This window comes from Streptomyces sp. NRRL S-31, assembly GCF_000718775.1.
Taxonomy (GTDB): domain Bacteria; phylum Actinomycetota; class Actinomycetes; order Streptomycetales; family Streptomycetaceae; genus Streptomyces.
On the sequence record NZ_JOCB01000025.1, the window covers coordinates 1 to 24,473 of the forward strand.

Below are 24,473 nucleotides of genomic sequence, written 5' to 3' on the forward strand. Positions count from 1 at the left end.
CTCCCCCGCCGACCCGACCCAGCCCGAGGACGCCCGATGAGCACCCACCAGCCCCCGATGCCGCAGGCCCCGGCAGCCTCCCCCGACTGGCAGGCGGCGCCCGGCGGGCCGTACCCCGGCTACACCTCGCCCATCCCGGTCGTGCGCACCCACCTCGGCCACGCGCTGGCCTCCGAGTGGACGAAGATCAGGTCGGTGCGCTCCACGATCTGGACGCTCGGCGTGTTCGTGCTGCTGGTCGTCGGCATCGGCCTGCTGGCCGGCGCGGTGGTCAGCCGGTCCTCCTCGGAGATGGACGGCCAGAGCCCGCTCCAGCTGGGCTTCTTCGGGCTGCTCCTCGGCAGCATGTGCATCATGACCCTCGGCGTGCTGACCACGGCGTCCGAGTACGGCACCGGCATGATCCGCACGACGATGACGGCGTGCCCGTCCCGCGGCCGGGTGCTGGCGGCGAAGGCGATCGTGTTCTTCGCCGTCGCCTTCGTGATCACGCTGGCCGCCGTCTCCTTCGTGGCGATGGTGCAGAACTCCATGGTGCGGGGCAACGGCGCCGGCACGCCGACCGGCGCCGAGTGGTTCAAGGCCACCGTCGGGGTGAGCCTCTACATCGCCCTGCTCGGGCTGCTCTCGCTGCTCATCGGGTCGGTGATCCGGCACTCGGCGGGCGCCATCACCATCATGATCGGCGCGCTGCTCGCTCCTCTGGTGATCGCCCTGTTCATGTTCTCCGAGTCGCTGAACAAGGTCCGCGAGTGGCTGCTGGAGTACTCGATCCCCAACCAGCTGAGCGTCTTCTACGCGAACTCCCTCAGCGACTCCGGCCCGTCCGGCTGGGACCCGCTGTGGATCATGATCGGCCTGACGGCGGTGGCCTACGCCGGCGCCTACGCGCTCCTGCGCAGCCGGGACGTCTAGCGGCCGGGGCGTCCGGGGGCCGGGACATCCGGGGCGTCCGGGCGTCCGTGCCCGCAGAGCCCCCAGAGCCCCCAGAGCCCCCAGAGCCCTCAGAGCCCTCAGAATCTCGGCGCGTTACGGGACCGCTGCACCCGCGTGGTGCGGCGGTCCTTCGCGTTCCAGCACGCCTTGTGCCAGTGCCGGCGGTCGTCGACGCCCGCGTGCTCCGGCCAGGCCACCACGTGCGGGACGCCGGAGGGGATCAGCTGGTCGCAGCCCGGGCAGCGGTAGGTCTTGCCCTCCGCGCCGGCCCCGGCGACGTGCCGCACGCTCCAGTCCTCGCCCTGCCAGCTCTCCGTGGACTGCCAGCCGCCGTACCGGCCGGCGCGGTCCTCCTCCGCGCTCCGGTCCGGTGATCCGGCTGCCTTCGGTCGGTTGCGGCGCGGGGACACGGGACACCTCTCGGGGCTATACAGGGGGCACGGGACGCATCCAGCCTACGCGCCGCCGAGCGGGGTACGCGTAGGGGACCAACCCTCCCAAGTCCCCCACCGCCGCGAGCCATTCTGTAGACAATCCGCCAATCCCTCCGCCCGACCGTGTCCTGGGCACGTGTCAGACGGTTATGCCGGGCGGGGAGCTCCGGGTCGGAGCCAAGGAAGCAGGAAGAACGCGATGGACGTAGGAAGTTTTGTGCTGGCCGCCCAGTTCCCGGGCCAGGGCCCGGGCGAGGCGCTGCACCGGGCGGTCCGCGCGGCCGAGGTCACCGAGCAGGCCGGCCTGGACGCGGTGTGGCTGGCCGAGCACCACTTCGTGCCCTACGGCACCTGCCCGTCCGCGGTCACCCTGGCCGCGCTGCTGCTCGGCCGCACCCGCCGCGTCCGGGTCGGCACGGCGGTCAGCGTGCTGCCCACCGCCCACCCCGTCGCCCTCGGCGAGCAGGCGGCGCTGCTCCACCTGACCAGCGGCGGACGGTTCACGCTCGGCGTGGGGCGCGGCGGTCCCTGGGTGGACCTGGAGGTGTTCGGCGCGGGCCTGGCGGCGTACGAACACGGGTTCCCGGAGTCACTCGATCTGCTGCTGCGCTGGCTGGGCGAGCCGTCCGTGGCGGCCTCCGGCGAGCGGTACGCCTTCCGCGAGGTGCCGGTCGTACCCCGCCCGTCGGAGGCCCTGACGGAGACGCCCGGCCCCGAGGTCGTGCTCGCCTGCACCTCACCGGCGAGCGTCCGGCTGGCCGCCGAGCGCGGACTGCCGATGCTGCTCGGCATGCACGTCGGGGACGAGGAGAAGGCCGAGATGATCGCCCTGTGGCGGCGCTGGGCCCGCACGGCGGGCCGGCCGGCCGAGGAGATCGCGGACGCCGCCCATGTCTCGGCCGGGGTCTGCCAGCTCGCCGACCGGCGCACCGACGCGGCCGAGACCCTGCTGAAGGCGATGCCGGGCTGGCTGAAGCAGGGCCTGGAGGCGCATGTGACGGTGGACGGACGGGCGCGGGCCATGCGCGACCCGCACGCCTACACCGAACTGCTCTGCGGACTGCACCCGGTGGGCACCCCGCGGCTCGCCGCCGACCGGCTCGCGGCCACCTCGGAGCGCACCGGCATCTCCCGGTTCGCCCTCCTGGTGGAGGGCTCGGGCGACCTCGCGGCCACCGAGGAGAACCTGCGGCGGCTCGGCGCCGAGGTGCTGCCCCAGCTCCGCTGACCGCGCCCCCCCCGCGCGCGAGCCGGCCGGGGGCTTGCCGCCCCGGTGACGAACGCCACCTCCCGTCCGTGGAGCGGCAAGCCGACGGCTTCGTGTCCCGGTCCCGGGCGTACCCGGCCGGGCCTCAGCAGTCCCGGAGCTCCGGCGACTGGTTCAGCAACTGGTTGCGCGCCGACGTGAAGCGGGCCAACGTCTCGTCCACCGAGGCGTCCAGCGGGAACACCGCCACGCGGTGGCAGTTCTGGAAGGCCAGCCGCACACCGAAGTGCCGCTGAAGCGCGCCGCGTATCGCGTCACTCGCGAGCGCACGCAGCAGCTGACCGCGTGCCTGCTCGTCCGGCGGGGGCGTCTGGTTGTCGGCGAAGGGTCCGCCGTCCACCTTCAGCCGGGCCACCAGGGAGCTGATCATCTCCCATGCGTAGGGCAGGGAGGTCCGGACGCAGTCGACGAAGGCTGCTTCGTCGACCTCGCCTCGCTCGGCCTGTTCGAGTAGGGCCGGTGAGACGTCGAGCGACATGGGTTCTCCTCTCGCACCCCCGAGGCGCAGGGGTTGCCGGACAGATAGGGGAGTTCGCGGCGCCGGACACGCTCGGTACCGAGGCCGCAACCTCCCGTTCTCTACGGTAGGCAACGGTCGGTGACCACACCAGCAGAATGCGTATATGGAACGGTCGCCTCATGCTCACTATCGGCCAGGGATGAACAAGAGTTTCCATGGACAATTGGGACGATTCATGGGGAGCGTGATGGGCGGATCGCGGGCACCCGCGCGCGTCGAGTAGCGTTGCCGACCATGCGTCTCGTCATTGCCCGGTGCTCGGTCGACTACGCCGGCCGGCTCACCGCCCACCTGCCCTCGGCGCCCCGCCTGATCCTGGTCAAGGCGGACGGCAGCGTCTCCATCCACGCCGACGACCGGGCCTACAAGCCGCTCAACTGGATGTCGCCGCCCTGCACCCTGAAGGAGGGGACGGGCGAGGACGCGGGCGTGTGGACCGTCGTCAACAAGGCGGGCGAGAAACTGATCATCACGATGGAGGAGATCCTCCACGACTCGTCGCACGAACTCGGCGTGGACCCCGGCCTGATCAAGGACGGCGTGGAAGCACACCTCCAGGAACTGCTCGCCGACCGCATCGAGACGCTGGGCGAGGGGTACAGCCTCATCCGCCGTGAGTACATGACCGCGATCGGCCCCGTGGACATCCTGTGCCGGGACGCCGACGGCCGGACGGTCGCGGTGGAGATCAAGCGCCGGGGCGAGATCGACGGCGTCGAACAGCTCACCCGTTACCTGGAACTGCTCAACCGCGACCCGCACCTGGCGCCGGTCCGCGGTGTCTTCGCCGCGCAGGAGATCAAGCCCCAGGCCCGCGTCCTCGCCACCGACCGGGGCATCGACTGCCAGATCCTCGACTACGACGCCCTGCGCGGCATCGAGGACGACAAACTCCGCCTGTTCTGACGGCACCGCACCACGGCGGGACGATCCGCCCGGCCTGATCCGGCGACCGCCGCCGTGGTGCCCGCGGTCGTCAGATCAGCCCGCCGGCCGTTCCCGGAGGGCTCTGCGGGGCCGACGCGCTGCTCGACGTCCCCCCGGCGGAGCCGTCCGTGGTGCCGGTGTCGCCGCCCGTCGTACCGGTGTCGCCACCCGTGGTGCCGGCGTCCGTCGTGCCGCCGGCCGGGTCGGTGGAGCCGCCGGTGTCGGTGCCCGTCGAGGTGCCCGTGGAGGCGCCCCCCGTGGACGTGCCGCCGGTCGGGCCGCCGTTCGTCGTGCCGCCGGTGGTGCCGCCCGTCGAACCGCCGGTGGTGCCCCCGGTGGTGGTGCCGCCCCCGGTGGAGCCGCCCGATGTGCCCCCCGTCGTCCCGCCGCCGGACGAGCCGCTCGACCCGCCCGGCTTCGGCGACTTGGACGGCGTGGCGGAGGACGAGCCGGAGCCGGACGGTTCGGCGGTCTCCGACGGGCCGGAGGGGTCCGCGGAGGGTTCCGGGTCGTCCGCCGTGCCGTACGTGCCGTCGGGCCCCGGCGAGGTGGGCAGGACCACGGCCGCGCCGGCGCCGCCGTCCCCGTCGCCGGTGTCGGTCGGGCCCACGCCCTCGTCCCCGTCGTCCAGCCCCTGGCTCGCGGACGGGTTGGCGTCGACCTTGCCGGCCGGGTTGCGGTCGGCGTCGTCGGGGGAGGTCATGCCGAGCGCGACCACCGTACCGAGTACGGCGGCGAGCAGGGCACCGGAACCGGCCGCCACCAGGTTGCGCCGGACCGGCCGCCGGACGCCTCCGCCGGGCTTGGCCGGCCGCGGGAGCTGCCGGGTGGCGGCGGTGTCGTACGGCGAGGGCACCCGCACCTCCAGCCGTTCCGTCGGCGGCTCCTGACCCGCCGGCACCGGCGGCCCGGGCACCTCGCCGGCGCGGTCGGCGAGCAGGGCGAGGGCCCGGCGGCCGGCCACCGTGCCGCGCTTGTCGGCGAGGGCGCCGCGCAGCCCGCCCGACGCCTCCAGTTCGGCCCGGGCCCGGTCGAGCTGTCCGGTGCAGAGCGCCAGGATGCCCAACTCGTGGTGGAAGTAAGCCTGTTCGGGCACGTCACCGGCCAGCCGCGAGGCTTCCGTGCCGGACCGCAGGGCCCGTTCCCAGGCGCTCCAGTGGAGTCCGGCGGCGAAGGCGGGCGCGGCCGTGCGGGCCAGCCGCACCGCGCCGCTCTCCTCGCCCTCGACCGGCGGGGACGTCCGCGGCGCGAGGGTGGTCAGCGCGGCCAGCACCGCGTCGGCCTCCGCGCACACCCGTTCCGGGGTGACCGAGGGGTGCCCGGCCCACCAGGCGTAGTGCCGGGCGGCGGTGAGGGCGTGGTCGGGGGCGTCGTCGGCGTATCCGGCGGCCTCCAGCTGGGCGAGCACGCCCGCCGCGAGCCGGTAGCGGGCGCCGGCCGGGGAGATCAGGCCGCAGTCCGCCAGCTCGCCGAGGGCGGCGTCGGCGTGGGTGTCCCCGACCAGGGCGGGCAGGTGCGCCTGGTGGGGCAGCTCACCGCCGAGGGCGACCGCGAAGCGCAGGGTGGTCCGGGCGGAGGAGCTGAGCCGGGAGGCGAGCAGCGGGGCGGGGGCCGCGGCCTCGCCGAGGCTGGGCAGCGGCACGCCGTCCTCGGGGTCCAGGGGTGCCTCCGCCGGGCGGCGCACGTCCTCGAAGACGCCGTACTCGTCCACCGCCTCGGTGCCCGCCCGCGACTCGTCGCGCTGCCGGAGCAGGGCGCCGGCCTGGACGAACCGCAGGGGCAGCCCCTCGGACTCGAACCACAGGTCGCCGGCCCAGTTGGCCTCCTCCTCGGTGAGCACCCGGCCGACGGCGCGCTCCAGGATCTCGGCGCCGGCGGCGCGGTCGAGCCCGGCGAGGAAGACCTCCTCCACGTCCGCCCCGGCCGAGGGGGCGGGCACGTCGGGGGTGGCGCCGAGGAGGAACGCGCACTCGGGACCGGCGTCGAGCAGTTCGTCCAGGGCGGCGCCGCCGAACTCCAGGTCGTCCAGGACGACGACCGCGCCGATCTCCCTGGTGCGGGCGAGGAGTTCGTCCCGGTCCGGGCGCCGGCGGGGGGCGTCGTAGACCGTGTGGAACAGCTCGTGGAGCAGGTCGTCGGCGGTGCGGTGCAGGCCGTTCAGGCGGACCACGCCGTCGGGGGCGAGGTCCGCGCAGTCCTCGGCGACCAGGTCGAGCAGGGCGGTGCGGCCGGAGCCGGCCGGGCCGGTGAGGCGGACGGAACGCCCGCGGGCGAGGAGGCGGACCAGGCGTTCGCGTATCTCCTGGCGTTCCAGCAGGGCGGTCGCGGGCCGGTCGGGGCCGGGCGGTACCGGCGGCCGGGCGGCGCGTTCGGCCTCGGCGCGCTCGTCGGCGGCGCGCTTGGACGGGGTGCCGGGGTGCCGGGCGGGCGGGCAGGGCTCTATCTCGCTGCCGTCGACCGGGTTGACGGTCAGCTGGAGGTCGCCGCAGACGATCCGCGCCATGCGTGCGGGTGCGGGCGTGCCCGGAGTGAAGTCGGAGGTGAGCAGGTCCCGGGGCGGGCGTCGGCTGTGCGCCTGGCCGTGCTGCTCGGGACCGGGGTTGATCGGGTCCATGGGTTCAAGCCCCCAAAAGCGTCGTGTGCCCGCGTAGCGGCCCTCCCGGCCTTGTCGCACACCGCGCTGTCGCTTCTGGTCCGGGCCCGCTCGGTCGAGGGTTGCGAGGTGGCGGGCGACCGCACCCTAAACCGTCACCCTGGGTCCGCGACAGGGCGGGGTGCCCCGTGGTCCGAGACGTCACGGTCTTGTGAGGATTGCCCCCGACGTGCGCCCCGATCCCGTACGGCGTCCCGGTCCCCCCTCCGCGCACACCTTCAGACCCGGGGCAGCGACTCCACGCCGATGCCGCCCTCGATGGCGAGGATGCGGTGCAGTCGGGTGGCCACCAGCAGGCGCTGCATCTGCGGGGGCACGCGGCGCAGCACCAGCCGCCGCCCGCAGCGGCCGGCCCTCCGGTGGGCACCCATGATCACCCCGAGCCCGGTGGCGTCCCAGGAATCGAGTTCGGACAGGTCGAGCACCAGGTCGCCGACTCCGGTGTCGACGGCCGAGTGCAGGGCTGTACGGGCGTCCGCCGCGCTGCGGACGTCGAGGCGGCCCCCGACGACCAGCTCGGCGTGGTCGCCCCTGATGTGCATATGCGCTCCCCGTTGAGTGCGGTTGGCGTACTCGGTGACGGTGCTGTGCATCGTCTGACTGTGCGGGTGGCGGTGCGGTTGCTGTTTGTGAGCGAACCGATACCTGATTCACCCCGGGGGGTGATGTTCCCGGGGTGAGGGTGCCTGGACGGTCGGGTCAGGCGGGTCAGTACCTGTAGAAGCCCTGCCCGCTCTTGCGGCCGATGTCACCGGCGTCCACCATCCGGCGCATCAGCTCCGGCGGGGCGAACTTCTCGTCCTGGGACTCGGTGTAGATGTTGCCGGTGGCGTGCAGCAGGATGTCCACACCGGTGAGGTCGGCGGTGGCGAGCGGGCCCATGGCGTGACCGAAGCCCAGCTTGCAGGCGAGGTCGATGTCCTCGGCGGTCGCGACGCCGGACTCGTAGAGCTTGGTCGCCTCCACCACGAGGGCGGAGATCAGCCGGGTGGTGACGAAGCCGGCCACGTCGCGGTTGACGACGATGCAGGTCTTGCCGACGGACTCGGCGAACTCCCGGGCGGTGGCGAGGGCTTCGTCGCTGGTCTTGTAGCCGCGGACGAGCTCGACGAGCCGCATCATCGGCACCGGCGAGAAGAAGTGCACGCCGACGACCCGCTCCGGGCGCTCGGTGGCGGCGGCGATCTTGGTGATCGGGATGGCGGAGGTGTTGGAGGCGAGCACGGCGTCCTCGCGCACGAGCTTGTCGAGCGCCCGGAAGATCTCGTGCTTGACCTCCAGCTTCTCGAAGACGGCCTCCACCACGAGGTCGGCGTCGGCGGCGGCGTCCAGGTCGGTGGTCGGGGTGATGCGCGCGAGGGCGGCCTCGGCGTCCCCGGCCGCCAGCTTGCCCTTGCTCACGAACTTGTCGTACGAGGCCTTGATGCCGTCGGTGCCGCGCGTCAGCGCCTCGTCGGTGACGTCCCGCAGGGTGACCTCCCAGCCCGCCTGCGCGGCGACCTGAGCGATGCCGGACCCCATGAGACCGGCCCCGATGACGGCGAGCTTCCCTGCCACTCCGACTCCCTGAAGGCTATGGACATATGCTTCTCCGGCGGACCATAGCGCTCCGGCGCCGCTGTGTGACCGGTAAGTAACGCGCGTCACGTCTCATTTGACGGACATCACACCGGCAGGGGTCATTGCACGCCTCGGACGGCGTAGTTGAGCACCTTTTCGCTCAACAGGTCCTCGATGTCCTCCGCCAGGACGAGTACCTCTCGTGACACTTCGGCCGGTTTGCGACCGGCGAGCATCTCGCGGCCGATGCCGAGGAAGACGGTCTGGTGGGTCCAGCGGATCTGACCGGTCGCCAGACCGGGCGGCGGGCCCCCGGCGGCGCCGGTCTCCTCGCGCAGGGCCGTCTCCAGGCTGTCGTGATCTCCTGCCGGGGGCTCCACGGCCGGGAGCGCGGCGGCGGGGCCTCGTCGATGACGCGCATGAAGCGGTCGCAGCCCTCCATCGGGCCGAGCCGGGGCAGACGGCCTCGACCTCGCCGCACGGTTCCCGCAGGACGGCTCCGGCGGACTCGCCCGCGTCCCGGCCCCGGACCCGGCGGGGCGAGCCGGTCGGTCACTCCGGCCGGGCGGCCGGAGAGTGCCTCGCCCGCGCCTTCCGGACGAGTACCGGTCCCGTCGACGCTGTCCGCGGCATCGACCTCACCGTCCGCGAGGACGAGATCCTCGGCTCCCTCGGCCCCGACGACATCGGTGGGACGAGCACCCTGCGGATGCTCACCACCTTGGCGGCGCCGACCGGCGTCGACCCGGGGCGCCGTCGCCGCCGGGGGCACCCCGAGCGTGCCCGAGCCGCGCCACGGCGGCTCGCTCGACGCCCCCCTCCAGGACACCTACCTCGCCGTCACCGGCCGCCGGCCCGCCCCCGCCGACTCCGCCCCCGTAGCCGTAGGGACACACACATCGCCCTCGCGCCGGCCGTGACGGCGGGCACACGGGTGTTCCGGACGGCCGGGGCGTAACTACGCTGGCCGTATGGTCAATCTGACACGTATCTACACCAGGACCGGCGACCAGGGCACCACCAGCCTCGGTGACATGAGCCGGGTGGCCAAGACGGACCTCAGGATCTCCGCCTACGCGGACGCCAACGAGGCCAACGCGGTGATCGGCACCGCGCTCGCGCTGGGCTCTCTGGCCGAGGAGGTCGTCGCCGTCCTCACCCGCGTCCAGAACGACCTGTTCGACGTGGGCGCGGACCTGTCGACGCCGGTGGTGGAGGACCCCGAATACCCGCCGCTGCGGATCGAGCAGTTCTACATCGACCGGCTGGAGGCGGACTGCGACCGCTTCAACGAGCGGCTGGAGAAACTGCGCTCCTTCATCCTGCCGGGCGGCACGCCGGGCGCCGCCCTGCTGCACCAGGCGTGCACGGTGGTCCGCCGGGCCGAGCGCTCCACCTGGGCGGCCCTTCAGGCGCACGGCGAGACGATGAACCCGCTCACCGCGACCTATCTGAACCGCCTCTCGGACCTGCTGTTCATCCTCGCCCGCACGGCCAACCAGGACACCGGCGACGTGCTGTGGGTGCCGGGCGGGGAGCGCTGAGCCCGGCTCCCGGCCGGGTCAGGAGCCGGTGCGGCCGTCGGCCATCTCGCGCAGGATGTCGAGGTGGCCGTTGTGCCGGGCCGTCTCCTCGATCAGGTGCAGCAGGATCCAGCGCAGGTCGAACACGCTGCCGTCGGCCCGCTCGCGCCGCGCCTTGGTGTCCAGGTCGTGTGCGGCGATCAGCTCGTTGTGCCGCGCGCTCTCCTCGGCGTACTCCTCCAGCAGCCGCGACACCGGGAAGTCGACGGCGATCCGCATCTCGCGGTCGGGGTCCTCGTCGGTCCAGGGACCCTCGTCCTCCTCGCCGAGGAAGACGACCCGGAACCAGTAGTACTCCACCCAGCGCAGATGGTTGATCAGGCCGCTCAGGGTCATCAGCGGCGAGCCGGGCAGGGGCGCCTTGCGGGCGTCCTCGTCGGAGAGTTCCTCGCACTTGGCCCGCGCGGTGGCGCGGACGTAGTCGAGGAAGGTGGTCAGCTGTGTCCGCTCGTCCCAGGCGGGAGGCGTGTCGGTGCGCGTCATCGCCGGGATCGTCTCCCGGTGTCCGCCCCGGTGTCGAGCGATTTACCGGGGGCCCCGCCCTCGGGCACCCGTTCGGGGAAGAGGATGCAGCTCGCGGCGATGACCAGGTCGAGGCCGGCCACCCAGAGCACACGGCTCCGCCCCGCGCGCAGCGAGCCGTGTCCCCGTGGCCGCCGACGTACCGGACGGCGGCCTGGAGCAGGGCGAGGGCGACGGCCGAGGCCGGGATCAAGCGGCCGGCGACCTTCCACTCGTGGACCGCGCGGGCCCGGCCGTACCTGGGCGGGCGCACCGGGGGCGGGCCGCCGCGCTGAAGAACACCGAGGCGGTCGATCCGCTCCGGGCGGTGCGGACCGTGGCGCGCGGGGAGGGAATCGTCGCGCCGGCCGTGACCCGGCGGCTGATCGCGGAGTTCGCCGCGGCGCCGGCGCGGGCGGGCGGGGCCGATCCGGCGGTGCAGGAGGGTCTCACCCCGCGGGAGCGGGGGTGCTCGGCCGGGTCGGCGAGGGGCTGTCGAACGCGGAGATCGCGGACCGGCCGGACATGGCGGAGGGCACGGTGAAGACGCACGTCAGCCGGTTGCCGGCCAAGCCGGGGCTGCGCAGCCGGGTGCAAGCCGCGGTGCCGGCTCGCGAGTTGGGGCGGCAGCCGGACCGCTCCCCAGAATGGTCCAGACCTATTGACCTGTGGTCCAGACCTTTCTACCCTCGCAGCACCGTGGGGCGTGAAGGCTCAGTCACACCCCAGACACCCCCGATGACGAGGGAGGCGCAGCATGCGCTTCAGACACAGAGCCGCGGCGGCGTTCGCGACCCTGTTGCTCCCCATGGCCGGCGCGGTCGGTCTCGCGAGCCCCGCCCAGGCCGCGGGCAACGCCACGGCCACCTTCACCAAGACCAGCGACTGGGGCAGCGGCTTCGGCGGCCAGTGGACCGTAAAGAACACCGGCACCAGCAGCATCAGCTCCTGGACCATCGAGTGGGACTTCCCCTCCGGCACCAAGGCCACCTCGGCCTGGGACGCCACCGTCACCAACTCCGGTGACCACTGGACCGCCAAGAACGTCGGCTGGAACGGCACCATCGCCCCCGGCGCCTCCGTCTCCTTCGGCTTCAACGGCTCGGGGCCCGGCGCCCCGTCCAACTGCAAGCTCAACGGCGACAGCTGCGACGGCGCCACCGTCCCGGGCGACGCCGCCCCGTCGGCCCCCGGCACCCCGACCGCCTCCGCCGTCACCGACACCTCGGTGAAGCTCTCCTGGAGCGCGGCCACCGACGACAAGGGCGTCAAGAACTACGACGTCCTGCGCGACGGCAAGAAGGTCTCGACGGTCACCACCACGTCGTACACCGACACCGGTCTGACCGCCGGCACGGACTACTCCTACACCGTGCAGGCCCGCGACACCGCCGACCAGACCGGTCCGGTCAGCGGCGCCGTCAAGGTGCACACCACCGGTGGCGGCGGCACCCAGCCGCCCACCGGCGACAAGGTCAAGCTCGGCTACTTCACCGAGTGGGGCATCTACGGCCGGAACTACAACGTCAAGAACCTGGTGACGTCCGGTTCCGCCGCGAAGATCACGCACATCAACTACGCCTTCGGCAACGTCACCGGCGGCAAGTGCGCGATCGGCGACTCCTACGCCGACTACGACAAGGCATTCACCGCCGACCAGTCGGTCAGCGGCGTCGCCGACAACTGGGACCAGCCGCTGCGCGGCAACTTCAACCAGCTGCGCCAGCTGAAGGCCAAGTACCCGAACATCAAGGTGCTGTGGTCCTTCGGCGGCTGGACCTGGTCCGGCGGCTTCGCGGACGCCGCCAAGAACCCGGCGGCCTTCGCCCAGTCCTGCTACGACCTGGTCGAGGACCCGCGCTGGGCCGATGTCTTCGACGGCATCGACATCGACTGGGAGTACCCGAACGCCTGCGGTCTCACCTGTGACACCAGCGGTGCCGCGGCCTACAAGAACCTGATGGCCGCACTGCGCGCCAAGTTCGGTTCCAACAACCTGGTCACCGCCGCCACCACGGCCGACGGCTCCGCCGGCGGCAAGATCGAGGCCGCGGACTACGCGGGCGCCGCCCAGTACGTCGACTGGTACAACGTGATGACGTACGACTTCTTCGGTGCCTGGGACGCCAAGGGCCCGACCGCCCCGCACTCCCCGCTCACCTCGTACAGCGGCATCCCGAAGGAGGGCTTCACCACCGCCGACGCGCTGGCGAAGTTCAAGGCCATCGGGGTTCCCGCCAAGAAGCTGCTCATCGGCATCGGCTTCTACGGCCGCGGCTGGACCGGCGTCACCCAGGACGCCCCCGGCGGCACCGCCACCGGCCCCGCGGCCGGCACCTACGAGCAGGGCATCGAGGACTACAAGGTCCTGAAGACGTCCTGCCCCGCCAACGGCACCGTCGCCGGCACGGCGTACGCGCACTGCGGCAGCAACTGGTGGTCGTACGACACCCCCGCCACCATCAAGTCGAAGATGGCCTGGGCCAACAGCCAGGGCCTCGGCGGCGCGTTCTTCTGGGAGTTCTCCGGTGACACCGGCAACGGTGAACTGGTGAGCGCCATCAGCGACAACCTGTAGGAGAACGCCTAAGCGACATTGACGCGCTGACCGGGCGGGGCTGCCTCAAGCCACGCGAGGAATCCGGTCAGCGCGTCTTCGCTCATGGCCAGTTCCAGGCGCGTCCCCCGGTGCACACAGGTCAGCACCATCGCGTCGGACAGCAGCGCCAGCTCCTCCTCGCCCTCGGGCGGCCGGCGTCCGGCCACCTCGATCTGCGCCCGCTCCAGGACGCGGCGGGGGCGGACGGCGTACGAGAAGACGCGGTACCACTCGATGCGGTCGCCGTTGTAGCGGGCGACGCCGTAGGACCAGCCCTTGCCGCCCGCGTCCGGTTTCTCCGGCACGTCCCAGCGCAGCGAACAGTCGAAGGTGCCGCCCGAACGCTGGATCAGCCTGCGCCGCAGGCCGAACAGGAACAGCCCCACCACCACGAGCGCCACCACGATCCCGCACACAGTCAGAGCGAGGACCATCGGCACCGACCTCCTCGTCTCCTAGGTAGGGGAACTGCTTCTGCCACTGGGTAATGAAACGGAAAAGACACCCACATCTGCCTCAGCCGCGACCAGCACCGGATTGCTCCGGGCCGGCCGCGGCTGAGTGACGTCAACGTACCGCGCGGCTGGTTCAGCGCGCCGTCGCAGCACGCAGTCGGACGTCCGCGCGGCGCTCGGCGGCGGCGTCGCCCTCCGCCTTCGCGCGCTCCAGCTCCCGCTCCGTGCGCTGGACGTCGATCTCGTCCGACAGCTCGGCGATCTCGGCCAGCAGGGAGAGCTTGTTGTCCGCGAACGAGATGAAACCGCCGTGCACCGCGGCGACGACCGTTCCACCTTCACTCGTACGGATGGTCACCGGGCCCGACTCCAGCACACCGAGCAGCGGCTGGTGACCGGGCATGACGCCGATGTCGCCGGACGTGGTGCGCGCGACGACCAGGGTGGCCTCGCCGGACCAGACCTGGCGGTCGGCGGCGACCAGCTCGACGTGCAGCTCAGCAGCCAAGGGTGGCTCCTCGGGTCACCACCCGGCAGGGGCGCCGGGTGTTGGGGTCAATTCTAAGGGGCGTGGGTGAGGGGGCGGGACCGCGCCCGCCCCCTCGGTCAGAGCACGGGGCTCAGGAGACGCCCAGCTCCTTCGCGTTCTTCTTCAGGTCCTCGAGACCACCGCACATGAAGAACGCCTGCTCCGGGAAGTGGTCGTACTCGCCGTCGCAGATCGCGTTGAACGCCGCGATCGACTCGTCCAGCGGCACGTCCGAACCGTCCACGCCGGTGAACTGCTTGGCGACGTGGGTGTTCTGGGACAGGAAGCGCTCCACGCGACGGGCACGGTGGACGACGATCTTGTCCTCCTCGCCCAGCTCGTCGATACCGAGGATCGCGATGATGTCCTGGAGGTCCTTGTACTTCTGGAGGATCGTCTTCACGCGCATGGCCGCGTTGTAGTGGTCCTGCGCGATGTAGCGCGGGTCCAGGATCCGGGACGTGGAGTCCAGCGGGTCCACGGCCGGGTAGATGCCCTTCTCGGAGATCGGACGGGACAGAACCGTCGTCGCGTCGAGGTGGGCGAAGGTGGTGGCCGGGGCCGGGTCGGTCAGGTCGTCGGCGGGGACGTAGATCGCCTGCATCGAGGTGATCGAGTGACCGCGGGTCGAGGTGATGCGCTCCTGGAGGAGACCCATCTCGTCGGCCAGGTTCGGCTGGTAACCCACCGCGGACGGCATGCGGCCGAGCAGGGTGGAGACCTCGGAACCGGCCTGCGTGAAGCGGAAGATGTTGTCGATGAAGAACAGCACGTCCTGCTTCTGGACGTCACGGAAGTACTCGGCCATCGTGAGGCCGGCCAGCGCGACGCGCAGACGGGTGCCCGGGGGCTCGTCCATCTGACCGAAGACCAGCGCGGTCTTGTCGATGACGCCCGAGTCGGTCATCTCCTCGATGAGGTCGTTGCCCTCACGGGTGCGCTCACCGACACCGGCGAACACGGAGACACCGTCGTGGTTGTTGGCGACACGGTAGATCATCTCCTGGATGAGCACCGTCTTGCCGACGCCGGCACCACCGAACAGACCGATCTTGCCGCCCTTGACGTACGGGGTCAGCAGGTCGATGACCTTGACGCCGGTCTCGAACATCTCGGTCTTGGACTCGAGCTCGTCGAAGTTGGGCGCCTTGCGGTGGATGGACCAGCGCTCGCCCTCGTAGGACTCGTCGACGTTCAGCACCTCACCGAGGGTGTTGAACACCTTGCCCTTGGTGAAGTCGCCGACCGGCACGGTGATGCCGTCGCCGGTGTCGGTGACCGGGGCCTGGCGGACCAGACCGTCGGTCGGCTGCATGGAGATGGTGCGGACCAGGCCGTCACCCAGGTGCTGGGCGACCTCCAGGGTCAGCGTCTTCTTCTCGCCCGCGTTGGCCGGGTCGGCGACCTCGACGTGGAGGGCGTTGTAGATGTCCGGCATCGCGTCGACGGGGAACTCCACGTCGACGACCGGGCCGATGACCCGGGCGACGCGGCCCGTAGCCGTCGCGGTCTCAACAGTGGTGGTCATTTATCGGTCACTCCCCGCGGTCGCGTCGGCCAGGGCGCTCGCGCCACCGACGATCTCGCTGATTTCCTGGGTGATTTCGGCCTGGCGGGCCGCGTTGGCAAGACGGGAGAGCGTGTTGATCAGCTCGCCCGCGTTGTCGGTGGCCGACTTCATCGCGCGCCGCGTGGCGGCGTGCTTCGAAGCGGCCGACTGGAGCAGCGCGTTGTAGATGCGGCTCTCCACGTAGCGCGGCAGCAGGGCGTCGAGGACGTCCTCCGCCGAGGGCTCGAAGTCGTACAGCGGAAGGATCTCGCCCTGGGGGGCGGTCTCCTCCGCGACCTCGTCGAGGCGCAGCGGCAGCAGCCGGGCATCCAGCGCCGTCTGCGTCATCATCGAGACGAACTCGGTGAAGACGATGTGGAGTTCGTCCACACCACCCTCGGCCGTGTCCTTCTCGATGGCCTCGATCAGGGGCGCCGCGACCTTCTTGGCGTCCGCGTACGTCGGCTCGTCGGTGAAGCCCGTCCACGACTCCGTGACCGTGCGCTCACGGAAGTTGTAGTGGGCGACACCGCGCCGGCCGACGATGTACGTGTCGACCTGCTTGCCCTCGCGCTCCAGGCGCGCGGTCAGCTGCTCCGCGGCCTTGATGGCGTTGGAGTTGAAGGCGCCGGCCAGACCGCGGTCGCTCGTGAGGAGCAGAACCGCGGCGCGGGCCGGGTTCTCCGCCTCCGTGGTGAGCGGGTGCTTGGTGTTCGAACCCGTGCCCACCGCCGTGACCGCGCGCGTCAGCTCGGTCGCGTACGGCGTGGAGGCCGCCACCTTGCGTTGCGCCTTGACGACGCGCGAGGCGGCGATCATCTCCATCGCCTTGGTGATCTTCTTGGTCGCGGTGACGGATCGGATGCGACGCTTGTAGACCCGGAGCTGGGCTCCCATGAGTCAGGTCCCTTCCTTACGTCACTTGGCGGCAGCGGCCGGAGTGTCCTCGCCGAGCAGCTTGCCGTCCGAGGTCTCGAACTGCTTCTTGAAGTCCGCGATCGCGTCGGCGACGGCCGTCAGCGTGTCGTCGGACATCTTGCCGCCCTCGCGGATGGAGGTCATGAGGCCCTGCTCCTTGCGGTGCAGGTACTCCAGCAGCTCCTTCTCGAAGCGGCGGATGTCGACGACCGGAACGTCGTCCATCTTGCCGGTGGTGCCGGCCCAGACGGAGACGACCTGGTCCTCGGTGGACATCGGCTGGTACTGGTCCTGCTTCAGCAGCTCGACCATGCGCTGACCGCGCTCCAGCTGGGACTTGGAGGCGGCGTCCAGGTCGGAACCGAAGGCGGCGAACGCCTCCAGCTCACGGAACTGGGCGAGGTCGACGCGGAGGCGGCCGGAGACCTGCTTCATCGCCTTGTGCTGGGCGGAACCACCGACTCGGGAGACGGAGATACCGACGTTCAGCGCGGGGCGCTGACCGGCGTTGAACAGGTCCGACTCCAGGAAGCACTGGCCGTCGGTGATGGAGATGACGTTGGTCGGGATGAACGCCGAGACGTCGTTGGCCTTGGTCTCGACGATCGGCAGACCGGTCATCGAGCCGGCACCCATGTCGTCGGAGAGCTTGGCGCAGCGCTCCAGCAGACGGGAGTGCAGGTAGAAGACGTCACCCGGGTAGGCCTCACGGCCCGGCGGGCGGCGCAGCAGCAGCGACACGGCGCGGTAGGCGTCGGCCTGCTTCGACAGGTCGTCGAAGATGATGAGGACGTGCTTGCCCTCGTACATCCACTGCTGACCGATGGCCGAACCGGTGTACGGCGCCAGGTACTTGAAGCCGGCCGGGTCGGACGCCGGGGCGGCGACGATGGTCGTGTACTCCAGGGCGCCGTTCTCCTCCAGCGAGCGGCGCACGCCGGCGATGGTGGAGCCCTTCTGGCCGATGGCGACGTAGATGCAGCGGACCTGCTTCTTCGGGTCGCCCGAGCGCCAGTTGTCGCGCTGGTTGATGATCGTGTCGACGGCCAGGGCGGTCTTGCCGGTCTGGCGGTCACCGATGATCAGCTGACGCTGACCGCGGCCGATCGGGGTCATCGCGTCGACGGCCTTGTAGCCGGTCTCCATCGGCTCGTGCACCGACTTGCGCTGCATGACCGTGGGGGCCTGAAGCTCAAGGGCGCGGCGGCCGGACGTCTCGATCTCGCCGAGGCCGTCGATCGGGTTGCCGAGCGGGTCGACGACGCGGCCGAGGTAGCCCTCGCCGACCGCGACGGAGAGGACCTCACCGGTGCGCTGCACCGGCTGCCCCTCCTCGATGCCGCTGAACTCACCGAGGACGATGGCACCGATCTCGCGCTCTTCCAGGTTCAGCGCCAGGCCGAGGGTGCCGTCCTCGAACTTCAGCAGTTCGTTGGCCATGGCCGAGGGCAGGCCCTCGACCTTCGCGATGCCGTCGCCGGCAAGGGTGACCGTACCGACTTCCTCGCGCGAGGCCGCGTCCGGCTTGTACGACTGGACGAAGTTCTCCAGCGCGTCCCGGATCTCCTCCGGCCGGATCGTGAGCTCCGCCATCTGGGTTCCCTGCTCTCCTTGTTGGGCCCGAAGTTTCACTTTGGGGGGATGGGGACTCCCCCCAACAGGAGGTGAATCCTCTGCACGGCCCAACCAGGGCCGTAAGTACGTACTGCTTTTCTCGAGATGTCGAGTTGCTGCTAGCTCGCCATGCGGCGGGCGGCCTCGTCCAGCCGGTCCGCGATGGAGCCGTTGATGACCTCGTCACCGACCTGCACCCGGATACCGCCGACGACCTCGGGGTCGACGTCGAGGTTGAGGTGCATCCGACGACCGTAGAGCTTGGTCAGGGCGGCGCCGAGGCGCTGCTTCTGTCCGTCGCTCAGCGGCACCGCCGAGGTGACGACGGCGACCACGCGGTCGCGTCGCTCCGCGGCGAGCTTGGACAGGGACTCCAGTCCCGCTTCCAGGCTACGTCCACGCGGCGCGGTCACGAGGCGCGTCACCAGGCGCTCGGTGGCCGGCTTGGCCCGTCCGCCCAGCAGCCGGTGCAGCAGCTCGGTCTTGGCCGAGGCGCCGGCGGCGCGGTCGGTGAGCGCGGCGCGCAGCTCGGTGTTGGAGGAGACGATCCGGCCGAACCGGAACAGCTCGTCCTCGACGTCGTCGAGGGTGCCGGTCTTCTCCGCGGCCGTGAGGTCGGCGATGTCCGCCAGCTCCTCCAGCGCGTCCACCAGGTCGCGGGGCTGCGACCAGCGGGACCGGGCCATTCCGGACACCAGGTCGGCGGTGGTGCCGCTGACCTGGCCGCCGATCAGGCGCTGGACCAGCTGGGCCTTCGCCTCTCCGGGCTGCGCCGGGTCGGTGAGGACCCGGCGCAGGCCGGCCTCGCGGTCGAGCAGCGCGGTGACGGCCGCCAGCTCGCCGGCGAGCTGCGCGGCGTCCACGGACGTGGAGTCCGTCAGCGCGTCGAGGCGCTCGCGTGCGGCTGCCAGGGCCTCGCGGCTCGCTCCGTTCATCGCGTGGCCTCGGCCTTCTCCTCAAGCTCGTCGAGGAAGCGGTCGATGACACGGCTCTGGCGGGCGTGGTCCTCGAGGGACTCGCCGACGAGCTTGCCGGCCAGTTCGGTGGCGAGCTTGCCGACGTCCTGACGCAGCGCGGACGCGGCGGCCTTGCGGTCGGCCTCGATCTGCGCGTGGCCGGCGGTGACGATCTCCTCGCGCTGACGCTGGCCCTCGGCCCGCATCTCGGCGATGAGCGTGGCACCCTGCTCCTGCGCCTCCTGGCGCAGGCGCGCGGCCTCGTGCCGGGCCTCGGCGAGCTGGGCCTTGTACTGCTCAAGGACGCTCTGGGCCTCGGTCTGCGCGGCCTCGGCCTTTTCGATACCGCCCTCGATGGCTTCGCGACGCTCTTCCAGAACCTTGTTGATGTTCGGGAGGAGCTTCTTGGCGAGGAAGCCGAAGACGATGACGAAGGCGATCAGGCCGATGACGAGCTCTGGGATCGGCGGGATGAGGGGGTTCTCGGCCTCCTCAGCCGCCAGCTGAACCAGGGGGCTCATATCAGTGCCTTTCGTCTATTGGTGCGCGGCGGTCGGGTCAGGAGGCCGGGTAGACGAACGGCATGACCAGACCGATCAGGGCGAGCGCCTCACAGAAGGCGAAGCCGAGGATCTGGTTGGCGCGGATCAGACCGGCCGCCTCGGGCTGGCGGGCGAGAGCCTGCGTGCCGTTACCGAAGATGATGCCGACGCCGACGCCCGGGCCGATGGCGGCGAGACCGTAACCGATGGAGCCGAGGTTGCCCTTGATCTGGACGCCGGCGGCAAGGGTTTCGAGAGCGGACATGCCGGTTCTTCCTTCTCTTTCAATGACCGGTGGGGGTTGGCCACCGGATGTCTGGGTGGGTGGTCGGGAGGCTCAGTGGTGCTCGGCGAGCGCGCCCTGGATGAAGCTGCACGTCAGGAGTACGAAGACGTACGCCTGGACAGCCTGGATGAAGAGCTCGAAGGCCGTCATCACGATGACCATGACGAACGAGACGGCGGAGTAGGCGATGCCGATGCCGTTCAGCATGTACCAGCTGGCGATCGTGAAGAGCAGCAGCAGGGTGTGGCCGGCGAACATGTTCGCGAAGAGTCGGACGGCGTGGGTGAACGGCCGCACGAGGAGGTTCGAGAACAGCTCGATCGTCATCGACAGCGGGAGGACCGCGCCGAGGGACTTGTCGTAGCCGGTGAAGTTCTTGAAGGCGCCGACGAAGCCGTGCCGCTTGAAGGTCAGCCCGACCCAGAGGACGTAGACGATGGCGGCCAGGATGGCGGGGTACGAGATGATCGAGGTCACCGGGAACTGGGCGACCGGGATGACGGACCAGAGGTTCATCATCCAGACGAAGAAGAAGAGCGAGACGACCAGCGGGACGTACTTCTCGCCTTCCTTCTTGCCGATGGTCTCGTAGACGACGCCGCGGCGGATGAAGTCGTATCCGGACTCGGCCACCAGCTGGAGCTTGCCCGGGACGACCTTCGGCTTGGCGAAGGCGGCCCAGAAGAAGCCCACGACGATGATGGAACCGAGCAGCGCCAGCAGCATCGTCTTGTTGAAGTACAAGTTGCTGTCCGCGTCGCCCCAGAGCGGCTTGAACAGGAACGAGTGCAGGCCCGGAGCCGGGAAGCCGCACCCGTCGAACAGGTGGCAGCTCGTTTCGAAAGCGAGCGTCTGCGTCGGGTCAGCACTCACCGCGGGCTCCTTCATCGTGGCGCATAGGTACGGCAACCTCGTTGTGTCGGCGCGGCGTGCGGCCGCGGGTCGGCACGGGACTGGTGTTACGGATGTGGGGGCGGCTGAGGGGCATCTCGCCTCGCGATCGAACAGGCGTCAGCTCGGATGCCCGCGCCCGCGATGCCGCAGTTGGCACCGGACGATAGCAGCAACTCTCGTGCGCCTTTATCCCGGCCCTACCTCTCACGACGAGTGCCCTGTCTTCTCGGGCTTGTCGCCCTTCGACGAGGCATCGGGATCGACGTAGAGGATCTTGGCCTTCATGTGTGCCCGCGCCTGCGCGGCGATCCACGTCAGGGTGGCGACCACGAGGGTGATGGCGAAGGCACGCGGGTTGAACAGCGTGGTGTTCTTGAACAGGGCGACGAAGATGACCAGCAGCAGCAGCTGGGCCGCGTAGAGCATCAGGCCCATCATCTGGAACAGCTGGGGAAAGGATTTGGCGGTGCGCTGGAGCACGTAGAGCCCGAGCCCCATGAACACGATCACCACGAGCGTCCCCACGACGGCCCCGATCGCTCCCTTGCCGCCGGCGACCACACCGCTGACGACGGCGGCGATCGCGCCGACGGCAGCCGTGGGCACGGCGGCCTGGGCAAGGATCCGGACGTCATTGGACGGCATGGCGGCAACTCCGCTTTCACAGGGGGGCAGGGTGTCGTCATGGACGAGCGTAGTCCCGGGCTGAGTGATCGAGACCTCACACCAATGGACCGACGCACTCGGTCCTTCGGCTCTATCCGGGGTTCTCGTGAACCGTATCACAAACTATTTGATGAGGTCTTTACCTGTAGGGTGTGCTTGCTGTCACACATGAGAGTGACAGTGCCCGTCTGTGCAAAAACCGCGCCCACTTGTCTGGTATTGGGGTGCTTCGCTCCCCCACGAGTTGGCAATGCTCTAGTCAGATTCTTACCTTGGCCGTCTTACGGACGGTCCGCGAAACGCGATCGGGCGCCGATCGCGGTCGCTCCGTTGACGCCCGGGACACCGGCGCCGACCGGTGCCCGCTCCCCCGTTCCGGCCGCCTCCCCGGTGGCCCCGGCGGCCTCCGTCTCCGCGGTCCCGGCCGTCCCGGCTGCCTCGGCGACACCGCCCCTCCTGCGGTACCGCGGCGGCACGAACCGCTGCGCCCACACCGGCACCCGCGGTGTGAAGCGCGGGAGCAGCAGCAGGACCAGGCCGACCGCGCTCAGGAAGACCACGCCGAGCACGATCCACATCGACGCCGAGTTCACGGAGTAGGCCAGCGCTCCGAAGGCGATCAGCGCCGACCAGAAGTACATGATCAGCACCGCCCGGCTGTGCGAGTGGCCGATCTCCAGCAGCCGGTGGTGCAGGTGCCCGCGGTCGGCGGCGAACGGCGACTGGCCGCGCCAGGTGCGGCGGACGATCGCCAGCACCAGGTCCGCCGTCGGCACCGCGATGATCGTCAGCGGCAGCAGCAGCGGGATGTAGACCGGCACCGTCTGGTGCACCGCCGCCTTCTCCGAGCCCGCGTACAGGTTCAGCGCGTCCGGGTCGAGCTGGCCGGTGATCGAGATCGCGCCGGCCGCCAGCACCAGCCCGATCAGCATCGAGCCGGAGTCGCCCATGAAGATCCGCGCGGGATGCATGTTGTGCGGCAGGAAGCCCAGGCACATGCCCATCAGGATCGCCGCGAACAGCGTGGCGGGGGCGGCGGCCTCGATGCCGTACGACACCCAGACGCGGTACGCGTACAGGAAGAACGCGGCCGCCGCGATGCACACCATGCCGGCGGCGAGGCCGTCGAGGCCGTCCACGAAGTTGACCGCGTTGATCGTGATGACCACCAGGGCCACCGTCAGCAGGGTGCCCTGCCACTGGGTCAGCGCCACGTTGCCGACGCCCGGGATGGGCAGCCACAGGATCGTCAGACCCTGCATGACCATCACGCCGGCCGCGATCATCTGACCGCCCAGCTTGATCAGCGCGTCGATCTCGAACTTGTCGTCCAGGACGCCGATCAGCCAGATCAGGGCCGCGCCGGAGAGCAGCGCCCGCGGCTCGTTGGACTTGGTGAAGACCTCGCTGAGGTTGGTCAGGTGGTCCGCGACCAGCAGGCCCGCGCACAGGCCGAAGAACATCGCGATGCCGCCGAGCCGCGGGGTGGGTTCCCGGTGCACGTCACGGGCCCGGATATCCGGCATCGCCCCGGCCACGATCGCGAACTTCCGTACCGGCCCCGTCAGGAGGTACGTCACCGCGGCCGTGATGCAGAGCGTCAGCAGGTATTCACGCACGGGCTTCCCCACAGGTCTCGCTGGCCATCACAGCCACACACCCTAGCGACGGACGCATACGGATGGAGACTGCCGGGTAGCGACGATGGTTGCACGCCTCGCCGTGTGCTCCGTCCCGCGGTGGCACCACAGGCGCCCACAACGGGACACACCGGGGTGTACGGATCGGCGGCTACCCCCGGTCAGCCGTGTCAGCCGCGTGCGGCCCGGATACGGCGGGATACGGCGGAAAACGGCCGGTGAGCGCGCGCACCTCCTCCCGGGCCGCGACCGGCTCGGCCTCCCCGCGCAGCACGGCCCCCAGCAGCGCGGCGATCCGCACCATCTCCGGCTCGCCCATGCCCTGCGTGGTCACCGCGGCCGTCCCCAGGCGCAGCCCGCGGCCGTCGCCGTGCGGCAGCACGCAGCAGTCCAGCACCAGACCGGCCGCGAGCAGCCGCCCGCGCGCGGTCCGGCCGTCCACACCCAGCGGAGCCGGGTCCGCGGTGATCAGATGGGTGTCCGTGCCGCCGGTGGTGACGGCCAGCCCCTCGGCGGCCAGATGACCGGCCAGCACCCGGGCGTTGGCGACGACCTGGTGCGCGTACACGGTGAAGGCCGGGGTCGCCGCCTCGCCGAACGCGACGGCCTTGGCGGCGATGGTGTGCATCTGGGCGCCGCCCTGGGTGAAGGGGAAGACGGCCCGGTCGACGCGCTCGGCCAGCTCGGCACCGCACAGGATCATCCCGCCGCGCGGCCCGCGCAGCACCTTGTGGGTGGTCGCGCACACGATGTCCGCGTACGGCACCGGACTGGGCGCCGCTCCCCCGGCGACCAGGCCGATCGGATGGCCCGCGGCCGCGATCAGATAGGCCCCCACCTCGTCGGCGACCTCCCGGAAGAAGGCGTGGTCGAAGTGGCGGGGGTAGGCGATGGAACCGCAGACGATGGCCTTGGGCCGGTGGTTGCGCGCCAGATGGCGCACCTGGTCGTGGTCGATCAGCCCGGTCTCGGCGTCGACGCCGTAGCCCACGAAGTCGAACCAGCGGCCGGAGAAGTTCGCCGGCGAGCCGTGGGTGAGGTGGCCGCCGTAGGGCAGGCCGAGGGCGAGGACGGTGTCGCCGGGGCGCAGCAGGGCCGCGTAGGCGGCCAGCACGGCCGAGGAGCCGGAGTGCGGCTGGACGTTGGCGTGCTCGGCGCCGAACAGGGCCTTGGCCCGCTCGACGGCGGCGCGTTCGGCGGCGTCCACGATCTCGCAGCCGCCGTGGTGCCGGGCGCCCGGGTAGCCCTCGGCGTACTTGTTGGCGAGCGCCGAGCCGAGGGCGGCGAGCACGGCCGGCGAGCAGAAGTTCTCGGCGGCGATCAGCTGGAGCGTCGTGGACTGCCGCGCCAGCTCCCCGGAGAGGATGTCGGCCATCGCCGGGTCCTGCCACCGCAGGACGTCGGCCTCGTGGGCGGTGCTGACCGGCATGGCGGGCTCCGGGCG

23 protein-coding genes and 4 pseudogenes are annotated in these 24,473 nt (G+C 71.0%); 7 read left to right on the forward strand and 20 right to left on the reverse strand.

Going from position 1 to position 24,473, the window contains the following annotated elements; translation table 11 throughout:
- Positions 1–36: 36 nt before the first annotated feature.
- Entirely contained in the window at positions 37–915 is an 879-nt protein-coding gene (locus tag IF37_RS0112450) for an ABC transporter permease subunit (protein WP_030740676.1), read from the forward strand.
- A 98-nt stretch (positions 916–1,013) separates the two neighbouring features.
- On the opposite strand, the gene IF37_RS0112455 is transcribed toward IF37_RS0112450, so the two are convergent.
- On the reverse strand, positions 1,014–1,346 hold the full coding sequence (locus IF37_RS0112455) for a hypothetical protein (RefSeq protein WP_030740678.1): 333 nt from the start codon (positions 1,344–1,346) through the stop codon (positions 1,014–1,016).
- Positions 1,347–1,569: 223 nt separating this feature from the next.
- Between IF37_RS0112455 and IF37_RS0112460 the strand changes: the two genes are divergently transcribed.
- Positions 1,570–2,598, forward strand: coding sequence for an LLM class flavin-dependent oxidoreductase (locus IF37_RS0112460; RefSeq protein ID WP_030740680.1), 1,029 nt, complete (start codon positions 1,570–1,572; stop codon positions 2,596–2,598).
- Positions 2,599–2,722: 124 nt separating this feature from the next.
- Here IF37_RS0112460 and IF37_RS0112465 read toward each other — a convergent pair whose 3' ends face one another.
- Positions 2,723–3,115, reverse strand: coding sequence for an SCO5389 family protein (locus IF37_RS0112465; RefSeq protein WP_030740682.1), 393 nt, complete (start codon positions 3,113–3,115; stop codon positions 2,723–2,725).
- Between the two features lie 276 nt (positions 3,116–3,391).
- Between IF37_RS0112465 and nucS the strand changes: the two genes are divergently transcribed.
- Complete coding sequence (gene nucS / locus IF37_RS0112470; protein WP_030740685.1) at positions 3,392–4,063, forward strand: endonuclease NucS; 672 nt, start codon at positions 3,392–3,394, stop codon at positions 4,061–4,063.
- A 70-nt stretch (positions 4,064–4,133) separates the two neighbouring features.
- Here the strand turns inward: nucS and IF37_RS0112475 are convergent, their stop codons facing one another.
- The 4 genes and pseudogenes from IF37_RS0112475 to IF37_RS45715 all read right to left on the reverse strand — a co-directional run.
- Positions 4,134–6,698: an ATP-binding protein gene (locus IF37_RS0112475; RefSeq protein WP_030740687.1), complete on the reverse strand. Its 2,565-nt coding sequence runs from the start codon at positions 6,696–6,698 to the stop codon at positions 4,134–4,136.
- A 257-nt stretch (positions 6,699–6,955) separates the two neighbouring features.
- A complete protein-coding gene (locus IF37_RS0112480; RefSeq protein WP_030740690.1) occupies positions 6,956–7,279 on the reverse strand; it encodes an STAS domain-containing protein in 324 nt (107 codons plus the stop codon).
- A 166-nt stretch (positions 7,280–7,445) separates the two neighbouring features.
- Positions 7,446–8,294 carry a 3-hydroxyacyl-CoA dehydrogenase family protein gene (locus IF37_RS0112485; RefSeq protein ID WP_030740693.1) on the reverse strand — a complete coding sequence of 283 codons (849 nt, stop codon included), beginning with the start codon at positions 8,292–8,294 and terminating at the stop codon, positions 7,446–7,448.
- Between the two features lie 122 nt (positions 8,295–8,416).
- Positions 8,417–8,856 (reverse strand): annotated as a pseudogene (locus tag IF37_RS45715) (TetR/AcrR family transcriptional regulator); the annotation flags it as partial.
- A gap of 21 nt (positions 8,857–8,877) precedes the next feature.
- Here IF37_RS45715 and IF37_RS46600 point away from each other — a divergent pair.
- Positions 8,878–9,217: pseudogene (locus IF37_RS46600) on the forward strand (hypothetical protein); the annotation flags it as partial.
- 51 nt (positions 9,218–9,268) lie between these two features.
- Complete coding sequence (locus IF37_RS0112495; protein ID WP_030740696.1) at positions 9,269–9,841, forward strand: cob(I)yrinic acid a,c-diamide adenosyltransferase; 573 nt, start codon at positions 9,269–9,271, stop codon at positions 9,839–9,841.
- A gap of 18 nt (positions 9,842–9,859) precedes the next feature.
- On the opposite strand, the gene IF37_RS0112500 is transcribed toward IF37_RS0112495, so the two are convergent.
- A complete protein-coding gene (locus IF37_RS0112500) occupies positions 9,860–10,363 on the reverse strand; it encodes a DinB family protein (RefSeq protein ID WP_030740699.1) in 504 nt (167 codons plus the stop codon).
- Positions 10,360–10,670: pseudogene (locus IF37_RS45725) on the reverse strand (hypothetical protein); the annotation flags it as partial. The pseudogene IF37_RS45725 and the gene IF37_RS0112500, both read right to left, overlap by 4 nt.
- A 3-nt stretch (positions 10,671–10,673) precedes the next feature.
- Between IF37_RS45725 and IF37_RS39310 the strand changes: the two are divergent.
- Both IF37_RS39310 and IF37_RS0112510 read left to right on the forward strand, forming a co-directional pair.
- A pseudogene (locus IF37_RS39310) lies at positions 10,674–11,005 on the forward strand (LuxR C-terminal-related transcriptional regulator); the annotation flags it as partial.
- A gap of 133 nt (positions 11,006–11,138) precedes the next feature.
- The gene (locus IF37_RS0112510) at positions 11,139–12,959 is read left to right on the forward strand and encodes a glycoside hydrolase family 18 chitinase (RefSeq protein ID WP_030740701.1); all 1,821 of its coding nucleotides are present in this window, start codon (positions 11,139–11,141) and stop codon (positions 12,957–12,959) included.
- Positions 12,960–12,967: 8 nt separating this feature from the next.
- Here IF37_RS0112510 and IF37_RS0112515 read toward each other — a convergent pair whose 3' ends face one another.
- The 12 genes from IF37_RS0112515 to glyA all read right to left on the reverse strand — a co-directional run bounded on the left by IF37_RS0112515 (position 12,968) and on the right by glyA (position 24,458).
- Positions 12,968–13,414 carry a DUF2550 domain-containing protein gene (locus tag IF37_RS0112515; RefSeq protein ID WP_030740703.1) on the reverse strand — a complete coding sequence of 149 codons (447 nt, stop codon included), beginning with the start codon at positions 13,412–13,414 and terminating at the stop codon, positions 12,968–12,970.
- 154 nt (positions 13,415–13,568) lie between these two features.
- On the reverse strand, positions 13,569–13,943 hold the full coding sequence (locus IF37_RS0112520; RefSeq protein WP_030610105.1) for a F0F1 ATP synthase subunit epsilon: 375 nt from the start codon (positions 13,941–13,943) through the stop codon (positions 13,569–13,571).
- 112 nt (positions 13,944–14,055) lie between these two features.
- Complete coding sequence (gene atpD / locus IF37_RS0112525; protein WP_030740704.1) at positions 14,056–15,492, reverse strand: F0F1 ATP synthase subunit beta; 1,437 nt, start codon at positions 15,490–15,492, stop codon at positions 14,056–14,058.
- A complete protein-coding gene (locus IF37_RS0112530; protein ID WP_030740705.1) occupies positions 15,493–16,410 on the reverse strand; it encodes a F0F1 ATP synthase subunit gamma in 918 nt (305 codons plus the stop codon).
- A 21-nt stretch (positions 16,411–16,431) separates the two neighbouring features.
- A complete protein-coding gene (gene atpA / locus IF37_RS0112535) occupies positions 16,432–18,024 on the reverse strand; it encodes a F0F1 ATP synthase subunit alpha (RefSeq protein WP_030740708.1) in 1,593 nt (530 codons plus the stop codon).
- Between the two features lie 140 nt (positions 18,025–18,164).
- Entirely contained in the window at positions 18,165–18,980 is an 816-nt protein-coding gene (locus tag IF37_RS0112540) for a F0F1 ATP synthase subunit delta (RefSeq protein ID WP_030740712.1), read from the reverse strand.
- Positions 18,977–19,522 carry a F0F1 ATP synthase subunit B gene (locus IF37_RS0112545; protein ID WP_030740714.1) on the reverse strand — a complete coding sequence of 182 codons (546 nt, stop codon included), beginning with the start codon at positions 19,520–19,522 and terminating at the stop codon, positions 18,977–18,979. The genes IF37_RS0112540 and IF37_RS0112545 overlap by 4 nt, the downstream gene beginning before the upstream one ends.
- 37 nt (positions 19,523–19,559) lie before the next feature.
- Entirely contained in the window at positions 19,560–19,808 is a 249-nt protein-coding gene (locus tag IF37_RS0112550) for an ATP synthase subunit C (protein ID WP_018544514.1), read from the reverse strand.
- Between the two features lie 72 nt (positions 19,809–19,880).
- Positions 19,881–20,717: a F0F1 ATP synthase subunit A gene (gene atpB, locus IF37_RS0112555; RefSeq protein WP_030740720.1), complete on the reverse strand. Its 837-nt coding sequence runs from the start codon at positions 20,715–20,717 to the stop codon at positions 19,881–19,883.
- A 210-nt stretch (positions 20,718–20,927) separates the two neighbouring features.
- Positions 20,928–21,368: a hypothetical protein gene (locus IF37_RS0112560; RefSeq protein ID WP_030740724.1), complete on the reverse strand. Its 441-nt coding sequence runs from the start codon at positions 21,366–21,368 to the stop codon at positions 20,928–20,930.
- A 302-nt stretch (positions 21,369–21,670) separates the two neighbouring features.
- Complete coding sequence (locus IF37_RS0112565; protein ID WP_030740726.1) at positions 21,671–23,008, reverse strand: MraY family glycosyltransferase; 1,338 nt, start codon at positions 23,006–23,008, stop codon at positions 21,671–21,673.
- Between the two features lie 172 nt (positions 23,009–23,180).
- Positions 23,181–24,458: a serine hydroxymethyltransferase gene (gene glyA / locus IF37_RS0112570; RefSeq protein WP_052845143.1), complete on the reverse strand. Its 1,278-nt coding sequence runs from the start codon at positions 24,456–24,458 to the stop codon at positions 23,181–23,183.
- Positions 24,459–24,473 lie beyond the last annotated feature (15 nt).

Bases quoted from the DNA above. Each gene is read 5' to 3' on its own strand.
- IF37_RS0112450 (WP_030740676.1), top strand. From the start codon at position 37: ATGAGCACCCACCAGCCCCCGATGCCGCAGGCCCCGGCAGCCTCCCCC.
- IF37_RS0112460 (WP_030740680.1), top strand. From the start codon at position 1,570: ATGGACGTAGGAAGTTTTGTGCTGGCCGCCCAGTTCCCGGGCCAGGGC.
- IF37_RS0112465 (WP_030740682.1), bottom strand. From the start codon at position 3,115: ATGTCGCTCGACGTCTCACCGGCCCTACTCGAACAGGCCGAGCGAGGC.
- nucS (WP_030740685.1), top strand. From the start codon at position 3,392: ATGCGTCTCGTCATTGCCCGGTGCTCGGTCGACTACGCCGGCCGGCTC.
- IF37_RS0112475 (WP_030740687.1), bottom strand. From the start codon at position 6,698: ATGGACCCGATCAACCCCGGTCCCGAGCAGCACGGCCAGGCGCACAGC.
- IF37_RS0112480 (WP_030740690.1), bottom strand. From the start codon at position 7,279: ATGCACATCAGGGGCGACCACGCCGAGCTGGTCGTCGGGGGCCGCCTC.
- IF37_RS0112495 (WP_030740696.1), top strand. From the start codon at position 9,269: ATGGTCAATCTGACACGTATCTACACCAGGACCGGCGACCAGGGCACC.
- IF37_RS0112500 (WP_030740699.1), bottom strand. From the start codon at position 10,363: ATGACGCGCACCGACACGCCTCCCGCCTGGGACGAGCGGACACAGCTG.
- IF37_RS0112510 (WP_030740701.1), top strand. From the start codon at position 11,139: ATGCGCTTCAGACACAGAGCCGCGGCGGCGTTCGCGACCCTGTTGCTC.
- IF37_RS0112515 (WP_030740703.1), bottom strand. From the start codon at position 13,414: ATGGTCCTCGCTCTGACTGTGTGCGGGATCGTGGTGGCGCTCGTGGTG.
- atpD (WP_030740704.1), bottom strand. From the start codon at position 15,492: ATGACCACCACTGTTGAGACCGCGACGGCTACGGGCCGCGTCGCCCGG.
- IF37_RS0112530 (WP_030740705.1), bottom strand. From the start codon at position 16,410: ATGGGAGCCCAGCTCCGGGTCTACAAGCGTCGCATCCGATCCGTCACC.
- atpA (WP_030740708.1), bottom strand. From the start codon at position 18,024: ATGGCGGAGCTCACGATCCGGCCGGAGGAGATCCGGGACGCGCTGGAG.
- IF37_RS0112540 (WP_030740712.1), bottom strand. From the start codon at position 18,980: ATGAACGGAGCGAGCCGCGAGGCCCTGGCAGCCGCACGCGAGCGCCTC.
- IF37_RS0112545 (WP_030740714.1), bottom strand. From the start codon at position 19,522: ATGAGCCCCCTGGTTCAGCTGGCGGCTGAGGAGGCCGAGAACCCCCTC.
- IF37_RS0112550 (WP_018544514.1), bottom strand. From the start codon at position 19,808: ATGTCCGCTCTCGAAACCCTTGCCGCCGGCGTCCAGATCAAGGGCAAC.
- atpB (WP_030740720.1), bottom strand. From the start codon at position 20,717: ATGAAGGAGCCCGCGGTGAGTGCTGACCCGACGCAGACGCTCGCTTTC.
- IF37_RS0112560 (WP_030740724.1), bottom strand. From the start codon at position 21,368: ATGCCGTCCAATGACGTCCGGATCCTTGCCCAGGCCGCCGTGCCCACG.
- glyA (WP_052845143.1), bottom strand. From the start codon at position 24,458: ATGCCGGTCAGCACCGCCCACGAGGCCGACGTCCTGCGGTGGCAGGAC.